Origin of the sequence: Rathayibacter sp. PhB1 (genome assembly GCF_004362935.1) — a bacterium.
GTDB classification, from domain to species: domain Bacteria; phylum Actinomycetota; class Actinomycetes; order Actinomycetales; family Microbacteriaceae; genus Rathayibacter; species Rathayibacter festucae.
Map to the genome: position 1 here is coordinate 256142 of NZ_SNYD01000004.1, position 23119 is coordinate 279260.

Sequence of the window (23119 nt, forward strand, 5' to 3'; positions counted from 1 at the left end):
ACGCGCTCGCTCCTCGCTCTCGGGCGACACGGTCTTTGGAGAACAGACATGTCCAGCTACTCTCTCGCCCCGTCGCGACCGGTCCTGGCGGACCGGCTGCTCACCCGCTCGCTGGTCACCGATCTGGTGCTCGTCCTCGCCGCCGCCGCGTTCACCGCCGGCATGGCGCAGCTGTACATCCCGATGTGGCCGGTCCCGATCACGGGCCAGACCTTCGCCGTCCTGCTCGTCGGCACCACGCTCGGCGCCCTCCGCGGTGCCCTCTCGATGGGCGTCTACGCGCTCGTCGGCGCCCTCGGAGCCCCGATCTTCACCGAGGGCTCGAGCGGCTGGGCCGTCCTCGCCGGCCCGACCGGCGGCTACATCGTCGGCTTCGTCCTCGCCTCGATCGTCACCGGCTGGCTCGCCCAGCGCCAGTGGGACCGCCGCGTCGTCGGCACCGTCGTGACCTTCCTCGCCGGCACCGCCACCATCTACCTGGTCGGACTCCCCTGGCTCGCCACCGCGCTCGGCTCGATGGGCTACCCGGCCGACCTCGGCTCGGTGCTGACCGCCGGCCTCGTGCCCTTCCTCGTCGGTGACACCCTCAAGATCCTGCTCGCCGCCGCGCTCCTGCCCACCACGTGGGCGCTGCTCGGCCGCCGCAAGGGCTGACCCGCCCCGCAGGTACGAGGAAGGGCCCGGAGGATGATCCTCCGGGCCCTTCCTCGTACCTGCGGCCGATCGAGCGGCGCGGCTCTAGATCGAGAAGCCGAGGGCGCGCATCATGTCGCGCCCGTCCTCGGTGATCCGGTCCGGACCCCAGGGCGGCATCCAGACCCAGTTGATCCGGAACGCCTCCACGACGCCGTCGAGCGACTCCGCGGTCTGCTCCTCGAGCACGTCGGTCAACGGGCAGCCCGCCGAGGTCAGCGTCATGTGGATGACCAGGGCATCGTTCTCGTCGTCCCAGCCCAGGTCGTAGATGAGACCGAGGTCGACGACGTTGACGCCGAGCTCGGGGTCCATGACGTCCTTGAGCGCCTCCTCGACCTGGTCGAAGAGCTTCGGGTCGAGCGTGGTGACCGCCATGATCAGGCCGTCGCCGGAGCGAGGAAGCGGTCGTAGCCCTCGTCCTCGAGGCGGGTCGCGAGCTCCTTGCCGCCCTGCTCGGCGATCCGGCCGGCGACGAAGACGTGCACGAAGTCAGGCTGGATGTAGCGCAGGATCCGCGTGTAGTGCGTGATCAGCAGGACGCCGAGACCGGTCGAGGCGTGAGCGCGGTTGACGCCCTCCGAGACGATCTTCAGCGCGTCGACGTCGAGTCCGGAGTCGGTCTCGTCGAGGACGGCGAACTGCGGGGCGAGCAGCTCGAGCTGCAGGATCTCGTTGCGCTTCTTCTCGCCGCCGGAGAAGCCCTCGTTGACGTTGCGCGCCGCGAAGGACGGGTCCATCCGCAGGTCGGCCATGGCCTTCTTGACGTCCTTGGTCCAGGTGCGGATCGCCGGTGCCTCGCCCGCGATCGCGGTCTTGGCCGTGCGGAGGAAGTTCGTGTTGGTGACGCCGGGGATCTCGACCGGGTACTGCATGGCGAGGAAGAGGCCGGCGCGGGCGCGCTCGTCGACGGTCATATCGAGGACCTCGACGCCGTCGAGCGTGATCGAGCCGCCGTCGACGTGGTACTTCGGGTGGCCCGCGATCGTGTACGCGAGGGTGGACTTGCCGGACCCGTTCGGGCCCATCACGGCGTGGATCTCACCCTGGTTGATGGTGAGGTCGACACCGCGGAGGATCTGCTTGGTCCCCTGCTCGGTCTCGACACTGACGTGGAGATCGCTGATCTGGAGAACGGACATTCAGACTTCCTTCGTGACGGTCGGGTCGATGTAGACGTCGCCGTCGATGACCTCGACGACGAAGACGGGAACCGGCTCGAAGGCCGGCAGGTTCAGGGGGGCACCGGTGCGCAGCGAGAACGCCGAGCCGTGGGCCCAGCACTCGAGGGTGTCGTCCTCGACGAAGCCCTCGGCGAGGGAGACCTCGCCGTGCGTGCAGGTGTCGCCGATCGCGTGGATCTCGCCGGCCGTGTCCTGCACGATCGCGATGGCGATGCCGTCGACGACGTAGCGGACGGCCTGGTTCGGGATCAGCTCCGAGGCGGCGCAGATCCGGGCGGCGTCGCTCATGCGGACACCTCCGGGCTGTACGCGCCGGTCTGCCCGGCGCTGCCGGCCAGCTCGGCCTCGATCGCGAGCTGGAGGCGGTCCTCGAGCTCGGTCACGCCGATCTGCTGCACGATCTCGCTGAGGAAGCCGCGGACGACCAGGCGGCGCGCCTCGTCCTCGCGGATGCCGCGCGACTGCAGGTAGAAGAGCTGCTCGTCGTCGAAGCGACCGGTCGCCGAGGCGTGGCCCGCTCCGGCGATGTCGCCGGTCTCGATCTCGAGGTTCGGGATCGAGTCCGCCCGCGTGCCGTCCGAGAGGACCAGGTTGCGGTTCTGCTCGTAGCTGTCGGTGCCGTTCGCGCTCTGGCGGATCAGCACGTCGCCGATCCAGACCGTCCGAGCGCCCTGGCCCTGCAGCGCACCCTTGTAGGTGACGCGGCTGCGGGTGTCGGGGGCGTCGTGGTCGACGTAGACCTGCTGCTCGAGGTGCTGGCCGCCGTCGGCGAAGTACAGGCCGAGGAGCTCGCCGTCCGCGCCGCGCTCGACGAGGTGCGCCGAGGGGTTCACCCGGACGATCGAGCCGCCGAGCGTGACGACGATGTGCTTGACCTTCGCGTCGCGGCCGACGCGGAGGAAGTGGTTTGCGAGGTGGCGGGCGTCGTCGGCCCACTCCTGCAGCGTGACGATGGTCAGCTGCGCGCCCTCGCCGACGAGCACCTCGACGTTCTCGGCGAGAGTCGCCTCGCCCTCGTTCTGCAGCACGACGACGCCGCGCGCGTACGGCGCGGCCTCGATGATCGTGTGCGCGGCTCGGGGGGCGGAGCCGAGACCGGCGCGCACGAGCGTCGCGACCTTCTCGTCCTCGCCGGTCACCCGGATCGAGAGGGCCTGCTCGAACTGCGACCAGGCGTTCGCGGCGGCGCGGTCCTCGGGGAGGCCGGCGGTGCCGATCCGCGCGTCGTCGCGGCCGACCCAGGAGACGTCGACGCCCTCGACCGCCGCCGACTCCAGCGGAGTCGGCGAGCCGTCGAGGGGGCCGTCGATCAGGTCGCCGAGGCGGGCGACCGGGGTCAGCTTCCAGGCGATCTCGCGACCGGTGACCGTCTCGAAGGCGTCGACGTCGGTGGACGCGAAGCGCTCGGAGCGGGTCTGCACGGGCGTGAACGCCCCGTCGGAGTGCGCGGCGATGCCCAGGCGCGCGGCGGCGTCCGCGCCGTCGATCGCAGGGGACGTCGGGGCGCTCGTGGGGACCGTCATCAGGCGGTGGTTCCTTTCGAAGGGTGCTGGCCGCCCGACTCGGGCGGCCTCGGGGGCGGGTGGGGCGAGCGTCAGCCGACGCTGCCCTCCATCCCCATCTCGATGAGCTTGTTGAGCTCGAGGGCGTACTCCATCGGCAGCTCGCGCGCGATCGGCTCGATGAAGCCGCGGACGATCATGGCCATGGCCTCGTCCTCGGGCATGCCGCGCGACATCAGGTAGAAGAGCTGCTCCTCGCTGACCTTCGAGACCGTGGCCTCGTGGCCGAGCTGGACGTCGTCCACGCGGATGTCGATCGCCGGGTAGGTGTCCGAGCGCGAGATCGTGTCGACCAGGAGCGCGTCGCAGCGCACCGTGTTCGCGGAGTGGTGCGCGTTGGCGTCCACCCGGACCTCGCCGCGGTAGCCGGCCCGACCGCCGCCGCGGGCGATCGACTTGGAGACGATCGACGACTGCGTGTACGGAGCCATGTGGATCATCTTCGCGCCGGCGTCCTGGTGCTGGCCGGGGCCCGCGAACGCGACGGAGAGGGTCTCGCCCTTGGCGTGCTCGCCGACCAGGAAGATCGACGGGTACTTCATCGTGACCTTGGAGCCGATGTTGCCGTCGATCCACTCCATCGTCGCGCCCTCGTGAGCGATCGCGCGCTTGGTAACGAGGTTGTAGACGTTGTTCGACCAGTTCTGGATCGTCGTGTAGCGCACGCGGGCGTTCTTCTTCACGATGATCTCGACGACGGCCGAGTGCAGGGAGTCCGACTTGTAGATCGGCGCCGTGCAGCCCTCGATGTAGTGGACGTAGCTGCCCTCGTCGGCGATGATCAGCGTCCGCTCGAACTGGCCCATGTTCTCGGTGTTGATCCGGAAGTAGGCCTGCAGCGGGATGTCGACGCGCACGCCCTTGGGGACGTATACGAACGAGCCGCCGGACCAGACCGCCGTGTTCAGCGCGGCGAACTTATTGTCGCCGGCCGGGATGACGGTGCCGAAGTACTCCTCGAAGATCTCGGGGTGCTCGCGAAGGGCGGTGTCGGTGTCCATGAAGATGACGCCCTGCTCCTCCAGGTCCTCGCGGATCTGGTGGTAGACGACCTCGGACTCGTACTGCGCGGCCACGCCGCCGACGAGGCGCTGGCGCTCCGCCTCGGGGATGCCGAGCTTCTCGTACGTGTTCTTGATGTCGTCCGGGAGGTCCTCCCAGGTCTGCGCCTGCTTCTCGGTGGAGCGGACGAAGTACTTGATGTTGTCGAAGTCGATGTCCGACAGGTCGGCGCCCCAGGTGGGCATCGGCTTGCGCTCGAAGAGGGCGAGCGCCTTCATGCGCCGCTCGCGCATCCAGGCCGGCTCGTTCTTGAGCGCGGAGATGTCGGAGACGACCTCGGGCGAGATGCCGCGGCGCGCGGAGGCGCCGGCGGAGTCCGAGTCGGACCAGCCGAACTCGTAGACGCCCAGGCTCGCGAGCTCGGGGCGGTCGATCAGGATGTCTGACATAAGTACCTCGTTTCCTACCCACTGGTAACCGGTCGGGTTCCGGAGTCATTCCCCGAGGGGGATCCGAGGAGCACATCCGGGCCGATCACGCCATCGAGTCGATGGGCGGAGCGGAGCGGTGCGTCCCGGGAAGTCCTGAGGCTTGCGGTGGCGCTCCATCGGGCCGAGGTCCGGGTCTCGCCGTCACGGCGACCGACGCGTCCCGCGTCGAACCTGAACCAGCTACTCATCCTACGGAAGCCGTGCTCCCAGTGGAACCTCTGCACCTGGGTGTCGCCCGGGCACTGGAGCCCGCGCCGCCAGACCCGCATGACCATACCCGTGTCGGTGGTCCGTGCTGGAGTGTCCGCATGACGAACGACGACAGCATCCCGACCCTCCCCCGCCTCCTCCTCACGCTCGCGCGCACCGGCCTGGAGCCGAGGCCCGTACGCGACTTCGGCGCGCTGGCCGAGCCGCTCGCGCGGAGCCTCCCGCTGCCGCGGCTCGCGCTCGCGCTGGTCCGGCTGCGCCGCCACCTGCGGTCCGGTGGGAAGGGCCCCCGAGCCGGCCACCGTCCGAGTCAGAGCGCGGGCGCGAGCTCCTCGACGGCCTGCCGACGCTGAGCGCGCACCGTGAAGAGCCGCGGATTCACGTCGAGCAGGACCCGCAGCGCACCGACCCAGACGAACGCGGAGCCGAGGAGGTGGACGGCGACGAGCGCCTCCGGCAGGGCGAGGAGCGACTGGGCGACGCCCACGAGCGCCTGCAGCCCCACCACGACGAGGAAGGTGATCACGCGGCGCCGTGCCAGCTCGGAGCCCGGCACGCGCGCCAGCAGCACCAGCAGCGCGAGGCCGAGCACGAGCGTGGCCGTCCCGAGGACCCCGTGCACGACGGTCACGCTCTCCCAGTGGAACCGCATCCGCGGGACCTCGGCCGAGTCGCCCGCGTGCGGGCCGGTGCCGGTCACCAGGGTGCCGACGGCGATCACGGCCAGCGTCACCGCGACGAGCGCGATGCTCACCCCTCGGGTGAGTGCATCCGGCTCGAACGCGACGGACTGCGAGCGGTGCGCGCGGTGCCAGGTCAGCGCCGTGGTCGTCAGCAGGGCGATCGCGAGCATGAAGTGACCCGCGACGATGTACGGGTTGAGGCCCGAGTGCACGGTCGCGCCGCCCGCGAGCGCGTTCGCGACCACGAGCCAGAACTGCGACCAGGCCAGGCGGGTCATCGTGCGGTCGCGCGGCTTCTGCAGCCGGGCCGCGGTGATGGCCCAGCCGACCGCGACGATCAGCACGCCGGTGAAGGCGCGGTTGGTGAACTCGATGAAGCCGTGGATCCCGAGCTCGGGCGTCGAGGTCAGCGAGCCCGCGTCGCAGGCGGGCCAGGTCGGGCAGCCGAGGCCCGAGCCGGTCAGGCGCACGACGCCGCCGAAGAAGATGATCAGGATGCTCGCGACCAGGGCGGCCGTCGTCCCCCAGCGCAGGGCGCGGGGGCTCAGGGTGACCCGCTCGGCGAGGAACGAGAACGGCGTCACCATCAGAACGGCAGCAGCGGGTCGATGCCGACGGCGAGGAACAGCAGCGTGAGGTATCCGATCGAGCCGTGGAAGACGCGCATCGGCGAGACGTGCTCGTGACGGATCGCGAGGCTGTAGAGGCGGTGCGTCTCGGCGATGAACCAGACGCCACTGGCGAGGGCGACGACCGTGTAGACGACGCCCATGCCGGCGACGGGGATGAGCAGCAGCGAGCACGCGACGGTGGCCCACGCGTAGAGGATGACCTGGAGACCGACGATACTGCGCCCGCGGACGACGGCGAGCATCGGCACGCCGGCGGCGCGGTAGTCCTCGCGGTACTTCATCGAGAGCGGCCAGTAGTGCGGCGGCGTCCAGAGGAAGATGACCGAGAACAGGATGATCGGCGCCCAGTCGAGCGAGTTCGTGACCGCGGCCCAGCCGATCAGCACGGGCATGCAGCCCGCGATGCCGCCCCAGACGATGTTCTGCGGCGTGCGCCGCTTGAGGAACAGCGTGTAGAAGAGCACATAGATGAGGATCGCGGCGAGCGAGAGCGACGCGGCCAGCCAGTTGGCGGTCAGGCCGAGCCAGGCGATCGACAGCACGCCGATCGTGGTCGCGAAGACCAGCGCCTCCCGGTCGGAGACCTCGCCGGTGACGAGCGGGCGGTTGCGGGTCCGCTTCATCACGCGGTCGATGTCGCGGTCGATGTAGCAGTTGAACGCGCCGGCCGACCCTGCGCTGAGCGCCCCGCCGATGAGGACGTTGAGGACCAGCAACAGGTTCGGGATCCCGTTCTGCGCCAGGATCATCGTGGGCGCGGTGACCACGAGCAGCAGCTCGATCACCCGCGGCTTCGTCAGCGCGACGTACGCCCTCACCTTGCGCGACAGGGGCGACCGGACGGGCCCTCCCCGCTCGATCGCGGTGGTCTCTGCGACTACGTCCATTGCTCCTCTAACGATCGATGATCCCGAACGAGTGTAATGCGCGCCGGATGGGGGCGGGCCCGGAGTGCACGCTTGTCCAATCGGGGGCCGACATATGCGAGGCGCAACCCCCGATCCCCGGCGCACCCCCCTCCGTATACTCGGAACTGCTCGCCAGAGCGCCCGGCCCGCACCCGAGTTCCGCCCGACTGATCAGTCGCGCGAGGCCGAACGGGGCGTCGTCGGAAGCATCGTGTCGAAGTCGTCATGCGCGCTCCACCATGCGAGAGGGCGGACGGTCCCCGTCTGCCCCACGTCTCGAGAAGGGTCAGTACCTAGTGTCAGAACTGCAATGGGATTCCATTGACGAGAAGGCAGTCGACACGGCGAGGGTTCTCGCCGCGGACGCGGTCGAGAAGGTCGGCAACGGCCACCCCGGCACCGCCATGAGCCTCGCGCCGGCCGCGTACCTCCTGTTCCAGAAGGTCATGCGCCGCGATCCGTCCGACGCCACCTGGATCGGCCGCGACCGCTTCATCCTGTCGGTCGGCCACTCCTCGCTGACGCAGTACGTCCAGTTCTACCTGGGCGGCTACGGCCTCGAGCTCGACGACCTCAAGGCGCTGCGCACCTGGGGCTCGAAGACCCCGGGCCACCCCGAGTACGGCCACACCGACGGCGTCGAGATCACCACCGGCCCGCTCGGCCAGGGCCTCGCCTCGGCCGTCGGCTTCGCCTACGCGGCGCGCTTCGAGCGCGACCTGTTCGACCCCGAGGCCGCCGCGGGCACCTCGCCGTTCGACCACTTCGTCTACGTCATCGCCGGCGACGGCGACCTGCAGGAGGGCATCACCAGCGAGGCCTCCTCGCTCGCCGGCCACCAGCAGCTCGGCAACCTCGTCGTCATCTACGACTCCAACCAGATCTCGATCGAGGACGACACCAACATCGCCTTCACCGAGGACGTCAAGGCGCGCTACGAGGCCTACGACTGGCAGGTCCAGGTCGTCGACTGGAAGAAGACCGGCGAGTACCACGAGGACGTCGCCGAGCTGCACGCCGCGATCGAGGCCGCCAAGGGCGAGACCGACAAGCCGTCGCTCATCATCCTGCGCACGATCATCGGCTGGCCCTCGCCGAAGAAGCAGAACACCGGCAAGATCCACGGCTCCGCCCTCGGCGCCGACGAGCTCCGCGGCCTCAAGGAGGTGCTCGGCTTCGACCCCGAGAAGACCTTCGACGTCGCCGACGAGGTCCTCGAGCACACCCGCAAGGCCGTCGAGCGCGGCCAGGCGCAGCACGCCGAGTGGAACGAGACGCTCGAGGCGTGGGCGACCGCGAACCCCGAGAAGAAGGTCCTCCTCGACCGCGTCCTGAGCGGCGACCTCCCCGCGGGCGTCCAGGAGGCCCTCCCGGTCTTCGAGCCCGGCAAGGAGGTGTCGACCCGCGCCGCGTCCGGCAAGGTCATCAACGCCCTCGCCGGCGTCGTGCCCGAGCTCTGGGGCGGCTCCGCCGACCTCGCCGAGTCGAACAACACGACCATCGAGGGCGCCGGCTCCTTCGTGCCGAGCGAGTTCTCGACCCACGAGTGGACCGGCAAGAAGGGCGGCCGCGTGCTGCACTTCGGCATCCGCGAGCACGCCATGGGCGCGATCCTCAACGGCATCGTCCTGCACGGCAACACCCGCCCCTTCGGCGGCACCTTCCTGATCTTCTCCGACTACATGCGCCCGGCGGTCCGTCTCGCCGCGCTCATGAAGGCGCCGGCCATCTACGTCTGGACCCACGACTCCGTGGCGCTCGGCGAGGACGGCCCGACGCACCAGCCGGTCGAGCAGCTGGCGGCCCTCCGCGCGATCCCGGGACTGGACATCGTCCGCCCCGGCGACGCCAACGAGGTCGCCTACGCCTGGAAGACGATCCTGGAGCGCCGCGAGGGCCCGGCCGGCCTCGCGCTGACCCGCCAGAACATCCCCGTCTTCGAGCGCGGAGAGGGCGACGCCACCGGCGAGACCTTCGCCCACGCGTCGAACGTCGCCCGCGGTGCGTACATCCTCGCCGAGGCGCCGAACGGCACCCCCGACGTGATCCTCATCGCCACCGGCTCCGAGGTGCAGATCGCCGTCGAGGCGCGCGAGCTGCTCAAGGGCGAGGGCGTCAACGCCCGCGTCGTCTCGGCCCCGTCGCTCGAGTGGTTCGAGGAGCAGGACGCCGAGTACCGCGAGAGGGTGCTGCCCTCCGCCGTGAAGGCGCGCGTCTCGATCGAGGCCGGCCTCAGCCTCGGCTGGCAGAAGTACGTCGGCGACGCCGGCCGCTCGGTCTCCATCGAGCACTTCGGCGCCTCCGCCGACTACAAGACCCTGTTCCGCGAGTTCGGGATCACCACCGAGGCGGCCATCACCGCCGCCAAGGAGTCGCTCGCGGCGTCCTGACCACGAAGGCCGCGTCCACCCGGGCGCGGCCTTCGCCATCGGGCCCACGACTCCCCACCGACCCGCACCATCTAGCGAGAAGAAGAGACATGACCGAGAACACCCCCACCGCAGACCTCTCCGCCGCCGGCGTCAGCATCTGGCTCGACGACCTGTCACGCTCGCGCATCTCGAGCGGCGGCCTGCAGAAGCTCATCGACGAGAAGAACGTCGTCGGCGTCACCACCAACCCCACGATCTTCGCCGCGGCCCTCGCCAAGGGCGAGTCCTACGACGAGCAGGTCGAGGAGCTCGCCGCCGCCGACACCTCGGTGACCGACGCGGTCTTCGCGATCACCACCGACGACGTGGCCGCCGCCTCCGACGTCTTCCGCCCGATCTACGACGCGACCAACGGCTACGACGGCCGCGTCTCGATCGAGGTCGAGCCGGGCCTCGCGCACGACGCGCAGGGCACCATCGAGCAGGCCAAGGCCCTCTGGGCCAAGGTCGACCGCCCGAACGCGATGATCAAGATCCCCGCGACCGTCGAGGGCCTCGAGGCCATCACTGAGGCCATCGGCTCCGGCATCTCGGTCAACGTCACGCTGATCTTCTCGCTCGCCCGCTACCGCGCCGTCATCAACGCGTATTTGGCCGGCCTCGAGAAGGCCAAGGACGCCGGCATCGACCTGTCGACGATCCACTCCGTCGCCTCGTTCTTCGTGTCGCGCGTCGACACCGAGATCGACAAGCGCCTCGAGGCCGTCGGCACCGACGAGGCCCTCGCGCTGAAGAGCAAGGCCGGCGTCGCCAACGCGCAGCTCGCCTACGAGGTCTTCGTCGAGGCGTTCGCCACCGAGCGCGCGCTGCTCCTGCAGGAGTCCGGCGCCAACCGCCAGCGTCCGCTGTGGGCCTCGACCGGCGTCAAGTCGACCGATCTGCCCGACACCCTCTACGTGACCGAGCTGGTCGCGGCGGGCGTCGTCAACACCATGCCCGAGAAGACCCTCGAGGCGACCTTCGACCACGGCGTCATCGCCGGCGACACGGTGACCGGCTCCTACGCCGACGCCAACGCCGTCCTCGACGCCGTCGCCGCGCAGGGCGTCTCCTACGCCGAGGTCACCGAGCTGCTCGAGAAGGAGGGCGTCGAGAAGTTCGTCGTCTCCTGGAACGAGCTGCTCGACACCGTCACCGCCGCGCTCGAGGGCGCGAAGGCGAAGGCCTGATCATGGCGATCCAGATCCACCTCAGTGGAGACGCCGAGAAGGCCGCCGACCGCGTCGTGCCGGAGCTCGTCGCCGACGAGGTCGCCTCGGGCATCACCGCCCAGGTCCCCACCCTCTGGGGTGCGGCGGCCGAGGAGGAGTCCGCGAAGCGCCTCGGCTGGACCGAGTCGACCACCGTCTCCCGCCCGCTGATCCCCGAGATCCTGGCGCTCCGCGAGGAGTTCCAGGCCAAGGGCATCGACCACATCGTGCTCGGCGGCATGGGCGGCTCCTCGCTCGCGCCCGAGGTCATCACCCGGACCGCCGGCGTCGAGCTCACCGTGCTCGACTCCACCGCGCCCGGGCAGGTCCTCGCGGCCCTGAACGACCGCCTCGCGTCGACCGCGGTCGTCATCTCGTCCAAGTCCGGCTCGACGGTCGAGACCGCCAGCCAGAAGAAGGCCTACGAGAAGGCGTTCACCGAGGCGGGCATCGACCCGCTCGACCGCATCGTCATCGTGACCGACCCCGGCTCGCCGCTCGACTCGTCCTCGCGCGAGGCCGGCTACCGGGTCTTCAACGCCGACCCGAACATCGGCGGCCGCTTCTCGGCGCTCTCCGCGTTCGGCCTCGTGCCGTCCGGGCTCGCCGGCGCCGACATCGAGGCCCTCCTCGACGAGGCGGCCGAGGCCTCCCTCGGCCTGGCCGTGGACACCCCGGAGAACCCGGGTCTGCTCCTCGGCGCCGCGATCGCCGCCACCAGCCCCCGTCGCGACAAGCTCGCGATCGTGGCTGACGGCACGCACATCGTGGGCTTCGCCGACTGGGCCGAGCAGCTCATCGCCGAGTCCACCGGCAAGGACGGCACGGGCATCCTCCCCGTCGTCCTCGGCACCCTCGCCCCCGAGCTGTCGGAGGACCTCGCCGACGTGCAGGTCGTCCGCCTGGTCGAGGACGCGAGCGCGCTGCACCTGTTCCCGCGCGACCGGCACGAGGGCGAGATCCTCCTGTCCGGCTCGCTCGGCGCGCAGATGCTGACCTGGGAGTACGCGGTCGCGGTCGCCGGGCGCCTGCTCGGGATCAACCCGTTCGACCAGCCCGACGTCGAGTCGGCGAAGGTCGCGACCCGGGCCCTGCTCGAGAAGCGTCCCGAGCCCGCCGCACCGGCGTTCACCGACGCGGGCATCGAGGTCACCGGCACGTCGGAGGTGACCGAGGGCGTCTCGACCGTCGCGGCCGCTGTCGATCGCCTCCTCGCCCAGCTGGGCGAGGGCGGCTACGTGTCGATCCAGGCCTACGTCGACCGCCTCGCGCTGCCGCAGCTGGAGGGCGTCCGCGACCTCCTCGCCGCGCAGTCGAAGCGTCCGGTGACCTTCGGCTGGGGCCCGCGCTTCCTGCACTCGACCGGTCAGTACCACAAGGGCGGAGCGCCGACCGGCGTCTTCCTCCAGATCGCCGAGCGCGCGAGCACGGACCTCGAGATCCCCGAGAGCCCGTTCACCTTCGGCCAGCTGATCCAGGCCCAGGCCGCGGGCGACGCGAGCGTGCTCGCCGAGCACGGCCGCCCGGTCCTGACGCTGACGCTGACGGACCCCGAGGCCGACCTCGAGGCCCTCTTCGAGGCGCTCAACACCTGATCCGCCGGGCGCGGCGTCCCGTCCTCCTCGCGGAGGCGGGGCGCCGCGCCCGCGGTCGTCCGCGCGGTCCGCCGAGGCCGCGCTCGCAAGCCCTCAGCGGAGCGGGCAGGCGTCACCACTCCCCCTCCGTCACCGATAGCAGTGCGCCGAGGCGCCGGCCCCGCCGGACCGCGGCACACAGAAGGACACTGCACATGTCTGTGGACATCACTCCCGAGTTCAATCCGCTGCGGTTGAGCTTCGACCGCCGGCTGAACCGGATCGCGGGGCCGAGCGGCCTCGTCATCTTCGGCGTCACCGGCGATCTCTCCCGCAAGAAGCTCATGCCGGCGGTCTACGACCTCGCCAATCGCGGCCTGCTTCCTCCCGGCTTCGCGCTCGTCGGCTTCGCCCGGCGCGACTGGGACGACCAGGACTTCGAGAAGGTCGTGCACGACTCGGTCAAGAAGCACGCCCGCACCGAGTTCCACGAGGAGGTCTGGACGCAGCTCGCGCAGGGCATCCGCTTCGTGCAGGGCGAGTTCGACGACCCCGAGGCCTTCAGCCGCCTGAAGACGACCGTCGACGAGCTCGACCGCGAGCGCGGCACGAACGGCAACTTCGCCTTCTACCTCTCGATCCCGCCGAAGTCCTTCCCCCAGGTCACCGAGCAGCTGCGCAACTCGGGCCTCGCGGAGCAGAAGGACGGCCAGTGGCGCCGCGTGGTCATCGAGAAGCCCTTCGGCAGCGACCTGAAGACCGCGCGTGAGCTCAACGCCGTCGTCGAGTCGGTCTTCCCGCCGGACTCCGTCTTCCGCATCGACCACTACCTCGGCAAGGAGACGGTCCAGAACATCCTGGCGCTGCGCTTCGCCAACATGATGTACGAGCCCCTCTGGAACTCGAACTACGTCGACCACGTGCAGATCACCATGGCCGAGGACATCGGCGTGGGCGGCCGGGCCGGCTACTACGACGGCATCGGCGCCGCGCGCGACGTCATCCAGAACCACCTGCTCCAGCTGCTCGCCCTCACGGCGATGGAGGAGCCGATCTCGTTCGACGCCGCGGACCTCCGCGCCGAGAAGGAGAAGGTCCTCGCGGCCGTCCGCCTGCCGAAGGACCTCTCGACCGTCACCGCCCGCGGGCAGTACTCCGGCGGCTGGCAGGGCGGCGAGAAGGTGCTCGGCTTCCTCGAGGAGGACGGCATGAGCCCCACCTCGACGACCGAGACCTTCGCCGCGATGCGCCTGGACATCGGCACCCGCCGCTGGGCGGGCGTGCCGTTCTACCTGCGCGCGGGCAAGCGCCTGGGCCGCCGCGTCACCGAGATCGCCGTGGTCTTCAAGCGCGCGCCGCAGCAGCTCTTCGCCGAGAGCCAGACCACCTCGCTCGGCCAGAACGCCCTGGTCATCCGCGTCCAGCCCGACGAGGGCGTCACCATGCGCTTCGGCTCGAAGGTGCCCGGCGCGGGCATGCAGGTCCGCGACGTCACGATGGACTTCGGCTACGGCCACGCCTTCACCGAGGCGAGCCCCGAGGCCTACGAGCGCCTGATCCTCGACGTCCTCCTCGGCGAGCCGCCGCTCTTCCCGCGGCACGAGGAGGTCGAGCTCTCCTGGAAGATCCTCGACCCGATCGAGGAGTACTGGAGCACGCAGGGCCAGCCCGAGCAGTACCGCCCCGGAACCTGGGGCCCCGATTCCGCCGACGAGCTCCTCGCTCGCGACGGCCGCACCTGGAGGCGCCCGTGATCGTCGATCTGCCCGACACCACGACGAGCGAGGTCTCGAAGACCCTCGTCAAGATCCGCGAGGAGGGCGGCGCCGTCGCCCTCGGCCGCGTGCTCACCCTCATCATCGCGACCTCCCGGGGCCACGAGGAGGAGGCGATCGACGCCGCCAACGACGCGTCCCGCGAGCACCCGATGCGCGTCATCGTCGTCTCGAAGGACGACGGGCTGACGACGGTCCCCGTCGACGCCACCCCGCGCGTCGACGCGCAGATCCGCGTGGGCGGCGACGCCGGCGCGAGCGAGGTCGTCGTGCTCCGCCCCTTCGGCGACGCGGCGACGGACGAGGAGAGCCTCGTCACCGGGCTGCTGCTCCCTGACGCCCCCGTGGTCGCCTGGTGGCCGAACAGCGCACCGGACAGCGCTTCGAAGTCGCCGATCGGCCGCATCGCGACGCGCCGGATCACCGACGCCTCCGCGCAGTCCAACCCGGCCGAGGCTCTGCACCACCTGGCCTCGACCTACGCCCCCGGCGACACGGACTTCGCCTGGACCCGCCTCACCCTCTGGCGCGCTCAGCTCGCCGCGGTGCTCGACCAGCCGCCGTACGAGCCGATCACGGCCGTCGAGGTCTCCGGTGCGCCGGACTCCCCCTCGACGATCCTCCTCGCGGCCTGGCTGCAGCTCGAGCTCGACATCCCCGTCGACCACGAGCTCACCATCAGCGCGACCGGGTCCAGCGGGATCCACGGGGTGCGCCTCTTCCGCGAGTCCGGCGTGATCGAGCTCGAGCGCTCGATCCCGAACGTCGCGACGCTGACGCAGCCGGACCAGCCCGTTCACGACATCTCCCTGCCGCGACGGAGCCTCCGCGACTGCCTGGCGGAGGAGCTGCGCAGGCTCGACCCGGATGACCTGTACGGTGAAGTGATCTCGCGCGGTGTGGACATGCTCACCGAGAAGAACGACGCTCGCAGCGCGTCCTGACACCGCCGCACTCCCCGGCCGCCGCTCCCTGCACGCCAGGCGCGGCGGCCGGGGGGACGGCCATCCGCCGATGGCGACCGACCCGAAGGAGACCCCGATGACCACTGACCGCCGTGTGCTCGTCCACCGAGACAAGCAGACCCTCGCAGGCTCGGTCGCCGCGCGCTTCCTGACGAAGACGATCGACATCCTCGACGACCTGGGCACGGCGAACGTGGTCCTCACCGGCGGGACGATGGGGGCGGCGACTCTCAAGGAGATCGGCGGCTCCTCCGCCGCGGGCAACGTCGACTGGACCCGCGTGCACTTCTGGTGGGGCGACGAGCGCTGGGTGCCCCGCGGCCACGAGGACCGCAACGACGTGCAGGCGGGCGATCTCTTCGAGCGCCTCGAGGTGCCGGCCGAGAACGTGCACTCCTACCCCGCGTCCGACGAGGGCCTCGACCTCGACGGCGCGGCCGCCGCCTACGACGCGGAGCTCCGCGCGCACGCCACCGAGGGGCGCGACTACCCGCGCTTCGACATCACCTTCCTCGGCGTCGGCCCCGACGGCCACATCGCCTCGCTCTTCCCGGAGCGCTCGGCCATCCGCCACCCGCAGCCGGGCGTGCTGGCGGTCCGCAACTCCCCGAAGCCGCCGCCCGAGCGCCTCACGCTCACGCTGCCGCTGATCAACCAGTCGGACCGGATCTGGATGGTCCTCGCCGGCGCCGACAAGGCGTCCGCCCTCGGGCTCGCCCTCGCGGGCGCGAGCACGAACGAAGTGCCTGCAGCCGGCGCGTTCGGCCGCAAGCGCACGGTGTTCTTCGTCGACCAGGAGGCCGCGGCCGAGGTGGCGGAGTCGCTGATCGCGCCGAGCTACTGAGCTCTCCCCCGGCTCGTCCGGCAACGACGAAGGGCCCGCCTCCTGGGAGGACGGGCCCTTCGTCGTTGCTCCGGCCGTACGGCCGGCGGTGCTCAGGAGGGGGTCGCGGTGCCCCGGCGGGCGCGCAGCTGCTGCAGCGCCTCCTCGAGGAGCTGAGCGGCCTCGGCCTCGGTGCGGCGCTCCTTCACGTACGCGAGGTGCGTCTTGTAGGGCTCCGACTTCGCGACCTGCGGCGGGTTCGCCCGGTCGCGTCCCGCGGGGAGACCGGACTGCGGGGAGTCGATCACCTCGGGGATCTCGTCCTCGGGGAGGGCCGCCGAGAAGTGGCGCACCGTCTCGTTGCCGAGGGCGTCCCAGTAGGAGACCGCGACGCGCTCGGCGTGGTAGCCCCGGTCCTGCTCGCCCATGGGTCCCGCGCCGACGCGCGAACCGCGGATTGCACTGCCGCCTGATGCCATTCCGTTTACCCCTATGCTCCGGTGTCGAACTTGGTGAGAAGACCGAGCACCACGATGCACGCCAGCCAGACGAGGCCGAGGATCACGGTGATGCGGTTCAGGTTGCGCTCTGCGACGCCCGAGGCACCGAGGTTCGAGGTGACTCCACCGCCGAACATGTCGGACAGTCCGCCGCCGCGCCCCTTGTGGAGCAGGATCAGCATGGTGAGCAGGAGGCTCGTGATGCCCAGGACGACCTGGAGCACGACCTGGAGGATGTCCACGCGGTACCTTTCGAAGTTCTGGCGCGTTGCACGCCTCGACGAGTATAACGGCGCCTGCGAACCCCCGGGGAATCGCGACGCCCTGTGTTCTGTCCGCTGTATACGCAGGGGCTTCGACTTCTGGTGAGGGGCGGAGGGGATGGCCTCGTCGCGGCGCCTTCCCGCGCTCCTGCGGAGCGCCCGCCAGACCCGAGCCTGTCGCCGCGACGAGGCCATCCCCTCCGCCCGCGCCGGCGCGAGGCTCCCCACCAGCTGGCGAGTGGGCCACGCTCCGCCAGTGCACGGTGAGCAGGATGGCGAGACGCGGAAACACTGAAGGGGTGGGCCCGTGTGGACCCACCCCTTCAGAGACTCAGAGCGTCAGACGCCTACGTGGTTGCGGAAGCGCGCGATCGCAGCGAATTCGTCGACCTGGAGGCTGGCGCCTCCGACGAGGGCGCCGTCGACGTCGGGCTCGCGCATGAAGCCGGCGATGTTGCCGGACTTGACGGAGCCGCCGTAGAGGATGCGCGTCTTCGCCGCGGTGTCGGCGCCGAGGATGTCGGCGACGACGTCGCGGAGGGCCTTGCAGACCTGCTGGGCCTGCTCGGGCGTGGCGGCCTGGCCGGAGCCGATGGCCCAGACCGGCTCGTACGCGACGACGAGGTCGGCGTCCGCGGGGAGGCCGGTGAGGGCCTCCTTCAGCTGCGCGACCGGCACCGCGGACGGGCCGTGCTTCTCGAGGTCCTCGGCGGTCTCGCCGACGCAGACGATCGGCGGGACGCCGTGCTTGACGGCCGCGGCCGTCTTCGCAGCGATGTCCGCGTCGGTCTCGCCGTGGAGCGTGCGACGCTCCGAGTGGCCGACGATGACGTAGTCGCAGTCGAGCTGCTTGAGGAACTGGCCGGAGATCTCACCGGTGTAGGCACCGCTGTCGAACTTCGACAGGTCCTGCGCGCCGTACTTGACTGGCAGCTTGTCGGAGTCCACGAGGATCTGCACGGGACGCAGATCGGTGAACGGCGGGAACACCGCGACCTCGACGCCGTCGAAGTCGTGGTCGGCGTCCTTGAGGCTCCACGCGAGCTTCTGCACGAAGGCGATGGCCTGGAGGTGGTCCAGGTTCATCTTCCAGTTGCCGGCGATGAGCGGGATGCGGGATGTCACTGCCATCCGAGGACCTCCAGTCCGGGGAGGCGCTTCCCCTCGAGGAATTCGAGGCTGGCTCCGCCTCCCGTCGAGATGTGGCCGAACTGCCCGTCCTCGAAGCCGAGGGCGCGCACCGCGGCGGCCGAGTCTCCGCCGCCGACGACGCTGAGTCCGTCGACCTCGGTGAGGGCCTGGGCGACGGCCTTCGTGCCGGCCGCGAACGGCTCGAGCTCGAAGACGCCCATCGGGCCGTTCCAGAACACGGTCTTCGAGGCCGCGACGACCTCGGCGAACCGCTTCGCGGTGTCGGGCCCGATGTCGAGACCGAGGCCGTCCGCGCCGAAGGCGGTGTCCTCGATCGCGTCGGCGGGGGCCGTCACGTACTCGGCGTCGGCTCCGAACTTCGAGGCGACGACGACGTCCGTGGGGACGACGATCTCCACCCCGAGCTCCTTCGCCTTCGCGAGGTAGCCGAGGACGGTGTCGATCTGGTCGGCCTCGAGCAGGCTCTTGCCGACCTCGTGGCCCTGGGCCTTGAGGAAGGTGAAGAGCATGCCGCCGCCGATCAGGATCGAGTCGACCCGCGGGAGCAGGTGGTCGATGACGCCGAGCTTGTCCGAGACCTTCGAGCCGCCGAGGACGACCGTGTAGGGGCGCTCGGGCTTCTCGGTCAGGCGGTCCAGGACCTCGAGCTCGGCGGCGATCAGGGTTCCGGCGGCGCTGGGCAGCAGCTGGGCGAGCTCGTAGACGCTCGCCTGCTTGCGGTGCACGACGCCGAAGCCGTCGGAGACGAACGCGTCGCCGAAGGCGGCGAGCTTCTCGGCGAAGGCGCGGCGCTCGTCCGCGTCCTTGCTGGTCTCCCCCGGGTTGAAGCGGAGGTTCTCGAGCACGACGACCTGGCCGTCCTCGAGGGCGTCGACCGCGGCGGAGGCCGCATCGCCGACGGTGTCCTCGGCGAACGAGACGGGGGCGTCGAGCAGCTCGCCGAGGCGCTCCGCCACCGGCGCGAGGCTGTACTTCGAGTCGGGGGCGCCGTCGGGGCGGCCGAGGTGGCTCACGACCACGACTCGGGCGCCCTCGGCGACGAGCCGCTGGAGCGTGGGCACCGACGCGCGCACGCGGCCGTCGTCCGTGATCGTTCCGTCCTTCAGGGGGACGTTCAGATCGCAGCGGACGACGACGCGCGTGCCGGCGAGGGAGCCCAGTGAGTCCAGAGTGCGGAGCGTCACGGTGTCACTCGTCACGGAGTCGTGACTCAGAGCTTGCCGGCGACGAGCTCGGCGACGTCGACGAGGCGGTTGGAGTAGCCCCACTCGTTGTCGTACCAGGAGGCGACCTTGACCTGGTTGCCGATGACCTTGGTCAGGCCGGCGTCGAAGATCGAGGAGTGCGGGTCGGTGACGATGTCGCTCGAGACGATCGGGTCCTCGGTGTACTTGAGGATGCCCTTGAGGTCGCCCTCGGCGGCGGCCTTGTAGGCCGCGTTGATCTCCTCGACCGTGGCCGACTTCGACAGCTCGACCGTGAGGTCGGTGATCGAGCCGGTCGGGACCGGGACGCGCAGCGCGTAGCCGTCGAGCTTGCCGACGAGCTCGGGGATGACGAGGCCGAGGGCCTTGGCGGCACCGGTCGACGTCGGGATGATGTTGACCGCGGCGGCGCGCGCGCGACGGAGGTCGCTGTGCGGGCCGTCCTGCAGGTTCTGGTCGGCGGTGTAGGCGTGGACCGTGGTCATCAGACCGCGCTCGATGCCGAAGTTGTCGAGCAGGACCTTGGCGAGCGGCGCGAGGCAGTTCGTGGTGCACGACGCGTTCGAGACGATGTCGTGGACCTGGGGGTCGTAGGTGCCCTCGTTGACGCCGAGGACGATGGTCGCGACGTCGTCGCCGGTGGCGGGAGCCGAGACGATGACCTTCTTGGCGCCGGCGGTGATGTGCTTGCGCGCATCCTCCGACTTGGTGAAGCGACCGGTCGACTCGATGACGACGTCGACGCCCAGCTCGCCCCAGGGGAGGTTCGCGGGGTCGCGCTCCTCGAGCACGATGATCGGCTTGCCGTTGACGACGATCTTGTCGCCGTCCAGCTCCACGGTCGCGTCGAGGCGGCCGGTGATGGAGTCGTACTTCAGGAGGTGCGCGAGCGCCTTGTTGTCGGTGAGGTCGTTGACCGCGACGATCTCGAGGTCGCTGCCCTTGGCGAGGGCCGCACGGAGGAAGTTACGGCCGATACGGCCGAAGCCGTTGATGCCGATCTTGACGGACACAGATATCTCCTGGAGAGGAAGGGCACCTCGACGGTGCAGTGGAGGGTGTGGATCGCTGCGAGAGCGGCGTCCCGGATCGGGACCCGGGACGCCGGAATCGCTACGACAGTAGCAGGAGGCCGGAAGTGTTCTGGCGGGCCTTCTCGAAGCGCGCGGAGACGTCCGCCCAGTTCACGATGTTCCAGAACGCCTTGACGTAGTCGGCCTTCACGTTGACGTAGTCGAGGTAGAAGGCGTGCTCCCACATGTCCAGCAGCAGGACAGGCACGGTCGCGGCGGCGTGGTTGCTCTGGTGGTCGTAGAGCTGCTCGATGAGCAGCTTCTGGCCGAGGGAGTCCCAGGCCAGGATCGACCAGCCGGAGCCCTGGATGCCGAGGGCCGAGGCGGTGAAGTGCGCCTTGAACTTGTCGAAGGAGCCGAAGTTCTCGTCGATCGCCGCGGCGAGCTCGCCGGTCGGCTTGTCGCCGCCGTCGGGCGAGAGGTTGTTCCAGAACACGGTGTGGTTCACGTGACCGGCGAGGTTGAACGCCAAGTCCTTCTGGAGCTTGTTGACGTTCGCGAGGTTCTCGCTGTCGCGAGCCTCCTGCAGCGCGGCGAGGGCGGTGTTCGCCCCGGTCACGTACGTCGCGTGGTGCTTGTCGTGGTGGAGCTCCATGATCCGTCCACTGATGTGCGGCTCGAGAGCCGAGTAGTCGTAGGGCAGTTCGGCGAGCGTGTAGTCAGCCATGTGCGATCTCCTGTTCGTGGTCGTCGACCTCAGTGATCCGCCGGGTCTCACGGCCCCTCACCGCTGTGCGGGAGGGTGTGCCGGGGTGTCCTGAGCGACCTTTCCAGTCTAGTGAGAGCCGCCCTCCGCACTCGGAGCGTTTCCTCCGTTCAACCAGGAGACACTCAGCGTTCGCGCGTCTGACGGCCCTTCGGATCGCGCGGGGCTCAGAGGTCCTGGAGCTCGGCGGGGAGGTTCGCGTCGGTGCCGGGGATGTCGAGGTCGGTGGCGCGCTTGTCGGCCATCGCGAGCAGGCGGCGGATGCGGCCGGCGACCGCGTCCTTCGTCATCGGCGGGTCGGCGTGGTGGCCGAGCTCGTCGAGGCTGGCGTCGCGGTGGGCGAGCCGGAGCCGGCCGGCGTAGCGGAGGTGCTCGGGGATGTCCTCGCCGAGGATCTCCATCGCGCGCTCGACCCGGGAGCAGGCGGCGACGGCGGCCTGGGCGGAGCGGCGGAGGTTCGCGTCGTCGAAGTTGACCAGGCGGTTGGCGGTCGCCCGCACCTCGCGGCGCTGGCGGAGCTCCTCCCAGCTGGCGACGGTGGAGGTCGCGCCCATCAGGGTGAGCATCGCGCTGATGCTCTCGCCGTCGCGGACGACCACGCGGTGCACGCCGCGCACCTCGCGCGACTTGGCCTGGACGCCGAGGCGGCCCGCCGCCCCGACGATCGCCATCGCCGCCTCGTTGCCGGGGCAGATCACCTCGAGCGCGGCCGAGCGGCCGGGATCGGTGAGCGAGCCCTGCGCGAGGAAGGCGCCGCGCCAGACGGCGGCGAGCTCCTCGCGGGTGCCGGTGGTCAGCCGGTTCGGCAGGCCGCGGACGGGACGGCCGCGCTGATCGAGCAGACCGGTCTGGCGGGCGAGGGTGTCGCCGCCCTCGACGACCCGGACGAGCCAGCTGGTCGTGCGGCGCGAGCCGCCGGCCGACACGATGCTGCCCTCGCTGCGGACGCCGTAGAGCTCGGCGAGGTCGCGGCGGACGCGGGTGGCCAGGGGGGCGGAGTCGAGCTCGACCTCGACCGCGAGGCGGTTCGAGATGATGTGCAGTCCTCCGGAGAAGCGGAGGATGGTCGCCAGTTCAGCGGCACGGACGGTGTTCTTGCGCGAGACGATCGCGACCAGTTCGCCCTTGACATCTGCAGTGAGGGCCACGGAGTCTTCTTTCCTTACGTCGGGTGCGCGGCGGAGCGCGCGGGGATCATTCTCGGCCGAGGTCGCGGTGCGCCACGTTGACGGCGACACCCGGCAGCTCGGCCAGTCGGGCCGCGACGCGGCCGGCGACGGCGACCGAGCGGTGCTTGCCGCCGGTGCAGCCGATGGCGATGGTCGCGTGGCGCTTGTTCTCGCGCTGGTAGCCGTCGAGCACCGGCCGGAGGGCGCGCGAGTAGGAGTCGATGAACTCCTCCGCGCCCTGCTGGGCCAGCACGTAGTCTCTCACCTCTTCGTCGAGACCGGTGTGCGGGCGGAGCTCCGGGATCCAGTACGGGTTGGGCAGGAAGCGCGCATCCGCGACCATGTCGGCGTCGGTCGGCAGGCCGTACTTGAAGCCGAAGCTCATCACGGTGATCTGCAGCCCCGCGCGGCCGGCTTCGGCGAACCGCGTGGTGATCGTGGTCGCGAGCTGATGCGGATTGAGGTCGGAGGTGTCGATCACGATGTCGGCCGACTCGCGCAGCTGCGCCAGGCGGGTCCGCTCGGCGGAGATGCCGTCGAGGAGCGTGCCGCGCCCCTGCAGCGGGTGCGGGCGGCGGACCTGCTCGAAGCGGCGGACGAGAGCGGCGTCGGCGGCCTCGAGGAAGACGACGCGCAGATCGACGCCGACGCGCAGCTCGCGCACGATCTCGCCGAGGTCGGCGAAGAAGTCCCGCCCGCGGACGTCGACGACGGCCGCGACCTTGGGCACGGTGTCACCCGCGCGCTGGGCGAGGTCCACCAGCGGGCGCAGCATCTGCGGCGGGAGGTTGTCGACCACGTACCAGCCGAGGTCCTCCAGCGCGTTGGCGGCGGTGGATCGTCCGGCTCCGGACATCCCGGTGACGATCAGCACGTTCTGCTGCTCGCTCTCGGTGCTCATGGGGTCTCCGTGCTCGTGTGGGGTGG

The 23119-nt window shown here is 70.5% G+C and carries 23 protein-coding genes; 8 read left to right on the plus strand and 15 right to left on the minus strand.

The window, feature by feature from the left end; all coding sequences use genetic code 11:
• The first annotated feature begins 48 nt into the window (after window positions 1-48).
• Window positions 49-654 carry a biotin transporter BioY gene (locus EDF17_RS11635; RefSeq protein ID WP_123446285.1) on the plus strand — a complete coding sequence of 202 codons (606 nt, stop codon included), beginning with the start codon at window positions 49-51 and terminating at the stop codon, window positions 652-654.
• Between the two features lie 84 nt (window positions 655-738).
• On the opposite strand, the gene EDF17_RS11640 is transcribed toward EDF17_RS11635, so the two are convergent.
• From EDF17_RS11640 to sufB, 5 genes are all read right to left on the minus strand, one after another.
• Entirely contained in the window at window positions 739-1071 is a 333-nt protein-coding gene (locus EDF17_RS11640) for a metal-sulfur cluster assembly factor (RefSeq protein WP_123446284.1), read from the minus strand.
• Window positions 1072-1073: 2 nt separating this feature from the next.
• Window positions 1074-1835 (minus strand): Fe-S cluster assembly ATPase SufC, encoded by a 762-nt coding sequence (gene sufC / locus EDF17_RS11645; RefSeq protein ID WP_123446283.1) that lies wholly within the window; start codon window positions 1833-1835, stop codon window positions 1074-1076.
• Window positions 1836-2165, minus strand: a complete 330-nt coding sequence (locus EDF17_RS11650) for a non-heme iron oxygenase ferredoxin subunit (protein WP_123446282.1) — start codon at window positions 2163-2165, stop codon at window positions 1836-1838.
• Window positions 2162-3400: a Fe-S cluster assembly protein SufD gene (gene sufD, locus EDF17_RS11655; RefSeq protein ID WP_123446281.1), complete on the minus strand. Its 1239-nt coding sequence runs from the start codon at window positions 3398-3400 to the stop codon at window positions 2162-2164. The genes EDF17_RS11650 and sufD overlap by 4 nt, the downstream gene beginning before the upstream one ends.
• A 71-nt stretch (window positions 3401-3471) precedes the next feature.
• Window positions 3472-4890 carry a Fe-S cluster assembly protein SufB gene (gene sufB / locus EDF17_RS11660; RefSeq protein ID WP_123446280.1) on the minus strand — a complete coding sequence of 473 codons (1419 nt, stop codon included), beginning with the start codon at window positions 4888-4890 and terminating at the stop codon, window positions 3472-3474.
• A gap of 350 nt (window positions 4891-5240) precedes the next feature.
• Between sufB and EDF17_RS11665 the strand changes: the two genes are divergently transcribed.
• A complete protein-coding gene (locus tag EDF17_RS11665) occupies window positions 5241-5495 on the plus strand; it encodes a hypothetical protein (RefSeq protein WP_123446279.1) in 255 nt (84 codons plus the stop codon).
• Here the strand turns inward: EDF17_RS11665 and EDF17_RS11670 are convergent.
• Together EDF17_RS11670 and EDF17_RS11675 are read right to left on the minus strand one after the other, a co-directional pair.
• Complete coding sequence (locus EDF17_RS11670; RefSeq protein ID WP_123446278.1) at window positions 5453-6412, minus strand: COX15/CtaA family protein; 960 nt, start codon at window positions 6410-6412, stop codon at window positions 5453-5455. The two genes, EDF17_RS11665 and EDF17_RS11670, sit on opposite strands and share 43 nt — an antisense overlap.
• On the minus strand, window positions 6412-7344 hold the full coding sequence (locus EDF17_RS11675) for a heme o synthase (protein ID WP_123446277.1): 933 nt from the start codon (window positions 7342-7344) through the stop codon (window positions 6412-6414). Before EDF17_RS11675 ends, EDF17_RS11670 begins: the two co-directional genes overlap by 1 nt.
• A gap of 317 nt (window positions 7345-7661) precedes the next feature.
• Here EDF17_RS11675 and tkt point away from each other — a divergent pair, with 317 nt between their 5' ends.
• From tkt to pgl, 6 genes are all read left to right on the plus strand, one after another.
• Window positions 7662-9755: a transketolase gene (tkt, locus tag EDF17_RS11680; RefSeq protein WP_123446276.1), complete on the plus strand. Its 2094-nt coding sequence runs from the start codon at window positions 7662-7664 to the stop codon at window positions 9753-9755.
• Between the two features lie 89 nt (window positions 9756-9844).
• Window positions 9845-10966: a transaldolase gene (gene tal, locus EDF17_RS11685; RefSeq protein WP_123446275.1), complete on the plus strand. Its 1122-nt coding sequence runs from the start codon at window positions 9845-9847 to the stop codon at window positions 10964-10966.
• A gap of 2 nt (window positions 10967-10968) precedes the next feature.
• Entirely contained in the window at window positions 10969-12582 is a 1614-nt protein-coding gene (locus EDF17_RS11690; RefSeq protein WP_123446274.1) for a glucose-6-phosphate isomerase, read from the plus strand.
• A 194-nt stretch (window positions 12583-12776) separates the two neighbouring features.
• Entirely contained in the window at window positions 12777-14315 is a 1539-nt protein-coding gene (gene zwf, locus EDF17_RS11695) for a glucose-6-phosphate dehydrogenase (RefSeq protein WP_123446273.1), read from the plus strand.
• The gene (locus tag EDF17_RS11700) at window positions 14312-15280 is read left to right on the plus strand and encodes a glucose-6-phosphate dehydrogenase assembly protein OpcA (protein WP_123446272.1); all 969 of its coding nucleotides are present in this window, start codon (window positions 14312-14314) and stop codon (window positions 15278-15280) included. The genes zwf and EDF17_RS11700 overlap by 4 nt, the downstream gene beginning before the upstream one ends.
• A gap of 97 nt (window positions 15281-15377) precedes the next feature.
• A complete protein-coding gene (gene pgl / locus EDF17_RS11705) occupies window positions 15378-16145 on the plus strand; it encodes a 6-phosphogluconolactonase (RefSeq protein WP_123446569.1) in 768 nt (255 codons plus the stop codon).
• A 92-nt stretch (window positions 16146-16237) separates the two neighbouring features.
• Here the strand turns inward: pgl and EDF17_RS11710 are convergent, their stop codons facing one another.
• The 8 genes from EDF17_RS11710 to rapZ all read right to left on the minus strand — a co-directional run bounded on the left by EDF17_RS11710 (window position 16238) and on the right by rapZ (window position 23093).
• The gene (locus EDF17_RS11710; protein ID WP_123446271.1) at window positions 16238-16603 is read right to left on the minus strand and encodes an RNA polymerase-binding protein RbpA; all 366 of its coding nucleotides are present in this window, start codon (window positions 16601-16603) and stop codon (window positions 16238-16240) included.
• Window positions 16604-16614: 11 nt separating this feature from the next.
• Window positions 16615-16866, minus strand: coding sequence for a preprotein translocase subunit SecG (secG, locus tag EDF17_RS11715; RefSeq protein ID WP_123446270.1), 252 nt, complete (start codon window positions 16864-16866; stop codon window positions 16615-16617).
• Window positions 16867-17226: 360 nt separating this feature from the next.
• A complete protein-coding gene (gene tpiA, locus EDF17_RS11720; RefSeq protein WP_123446269.1) occupies window positions 17227-18018 on the minus strand; it encodes a triose-phosphate isomerase in 792 nt (263 codons plus the stop codon).
• Window positions 18009-19223, minus strand: a complete 1215-nt coding sequence (locus tag EDF17_RS11725) for a phosphoglycerate kinase (protein WP_123446268.1) — start codon at window positions 19221-19223, stop codon at window positions 18009-18011. Before EDF17_RS11725 ends, tpiA begins: the two co-directional genes overlap by 10 nt.
• A gap of 26 nt (window positions 19224-19249) precedes the next feature.
• Complete coding sequence (gene gap, locus EDF17_RS11730; RefSeq protein WP_123446267.1) at window positions 19250-20257, minus strand: type I glyceraldehyde-3-phosphate dehydrogenase; 1008 nt, start codon at window positions 20255-20257, stop codon at window positions 19250-19252.
• A 100-nt stretch (window positions 20258-20357) separates the two neighbouring features.
• Window positions 20358-20984 (minus strand): superoxide dismutase, encoded by a 627-nt coding sequence (locus EDF17_RS11735; RefSeq protein WP_123446266.1) that lies wholly within the window; start codon window positions 20982-20984, stop codon window positions 20358-20360.
• A 206-nt stretch (window positions 20985-21190) separates the two neighbouring features.
• Window positions 21191-22171: a DNA-binding protein WhiA gene (gene whiA, locus EDF17_RS11740; RefSeq protein ID WP_123446265.1), complete on the minus strand. Its 981-nt coding sequence runs from the start codon at window positions 22169-22171 to the stop codon at window positions 21191-21193.
• A gap of 46 nt (window positions 22172-22217) precedes the next feature.
• The gene (gene rapZ, locus EDF17_RS11745) at window positions 22218-23093 is read right to left on the minus strand and encodes an RNase adapter RapZ (protein WP_123446264.1); all 876 of its coding nucleotides are present in this window, start codon (window positions 23091-23093) and stop codon (window positions 22218-22220) included.
• Window positions 23094-23119: the final 26 nt, after the last annotated feature.

Coding starts and splice junctions, on each gene's coding strand:
- EDF17_RS11635 (WP_123446285.1), top strand. CDS start 49: ATGTCCAGCTACTCTCTCGCCCCGTCGCGACCGGTCCTGGCGGACCGG.
- EDF17_RS11640 (WP_123446284.1), bottom strand. CDS start 1,071: ATGGCGGTCACCACGCTCGACCCGAAGCTCTTCGACCAGGTCGAGGAG.
- sufC (WP_123446283.1), bottom strand. CDS start 1,835: ATGTCCGTTCTCCAGATCAGCGATCTCCACGTCAGTGTCGAGACCGAG.
- EDF17_RS11650 (WP_123446282.1), bottom strand. CDS start 2,165: ATGAGCGACGCCGCCCGGATCTGCGCCGCCTCGGAGCTGATCCCGAAC.
- sufD (WP_123446281.1), bottom strand. CDS start 3,400: ATGACGGTCCCCACGAGCGCCCCGACGTCCCCTGCGATCGACGGCGCG.
- sufB (WP_123446280.1), bottom strand. CDS start 4,890: ATGTCAGACATCCTGATCGACCGCCCCGAGCTCGCGAGCCTGGGCGTC.
- EDF17_RS11665 (WP_123446279.1), top strand. CDS start 5,241: ATGACGAACGACGACAGCATCCCGACCCTCCCCCGCCTCCTCCTCACG.
- EDF17_RS11670 (WP_123446278.1), bottom strand. CDS start 6,412: ATGGTGACGCCGTTCTCGTTCCTCGCCGAGCGGGTCACCCTGAGCCCC.
- EDF17_RS11675 (WP_123446277.1), bottom strand. CDS start 7,344: ATGGACGTAGTCGCAGAGACCACCGCGATCGAGCGGGGAGGGCCCGTC.
- tal (WP_123446275.1), top strand. CDS start 9,845: ATGACCGAGAACACCCCCACCGCAGACCTCTCCGCCGCCGGCGTCAGC.
- EDF17_RS11690 (WP_123446274.1), top strand. CDS start 10,969: ATGGCGATCCAGATCCACCTCAGTGGAGACGCCGAGAAGGCCGCCGAC.
- zwf (WP_123446273.1), top strand. CDS start 12,777: ATGTCTGTGGACATCACTCCCGAGTTCAATCCGCTGCGGTTGAGCTTC.
- pgl (WP_123446569.1), top strand. CDS start 15,378: ATGACCACTGACCGCCGTGTGCTCGTCCACCGAGACAAGCAGACCCTC.
- EDF17_RS11710 (WP_123446271.1), bottom strand. CDS start 16,603: ATGGCATCAGGCGGCAGTGCAATCCGCGGTTCGCGCGTCGGCGCGGGA.
- tpiA (WP_123446269.1), bottom strand. CDS start 18,018: ATGGCAGTGACATCCCGCATCCCGCTCATCGCCGGCAACTGGAAGATG.
- EDF17_RS11735 (WP_123446266.1), bottom strand. CDS start 20,984: ATGGCTGACTACACGCTCGCCGAACTGCCCTACGACTACTCGGCTCTC.
- rapZ (WP_123446264.1), bottom strand. CDS start 23,093: ATGAGCACCGAGAGCGAGCAGCAGAACGTGCTGATCGTCACCGGGATG.